The sequence below is a fragment of the Mitsuaria sp. WAJ17 genome (assembly GCF_014174515.1).
Taxonomy (GTDB): domain Bacteria; phylum Pseudomonadota; class Gammaproteobacteria; order Burkholderiales; family Burkholderiaceae_C; genus Roseateles_B.
Genome location: NZ_JACJUG010000105.1, coordinates 1 through 553 on the forward strand (window position 1 = coordinate 1; position 553 = coordinate 553).

General features: G+C 56.2%; 1 pseudogene. It reads left to right on the forward strand.

The annotated features are described in order from the left end of the window. Window positions 1–174: 174 nt before the first annotated feature. Window positions 175–553, forward strand: a pseudogene (locus H5407_RS24070) (hypothetical protein); the annotation flags it as partial.

A 553-nucleotide genomic window follows, 5' to 3' on the forward strand; every position in this document is an offset into this window, starting at 1 on the left:
TCTTGGCGAGATCGATACCCACATACAAAATGGCCATGACTTCCCCTATTCGAGCAAGTTGATGAGAGATTGCACTTCCCATCGTGGCACTCAGTTGCCGTTTGCCGCATCGCGGCTAGTTCGGGACGGGGAAGTCCCTTTCATTCGTTAGGCGTCTGAAGACACTCGCCGTTCATGCCGAAAGAGTCCTACATTCTCTACACGCTCATCGTTGCATGTGAGGTTGGCTTCTGGGTCGTCCTGTTCGGGGCCCTCACAGTCCGCTATCTACTCAAAAGGGAGCAACTGAGCCGCGCACTTCTTGTCTGCCTTCCACTGATTGACCTTTTGCTCTTGATCTTCACTGCAACAGACTTGCGCAGGGGCGCCACAGCCACGTTTGCGCATGGGCTAGCCGCCGCCTACATTGGCTTCACGATCGCGTTCGGAGGTATGGCAATCAAATGGGCCGACGCGCAGTTCGCTCACAGGTTCGCTGAAGGCCCGACGCCCACAAAGGCTCCCACGCGTGGGTGGGAGCTTGTCCGATACGATTTCAAACTGTGGGTGCGCT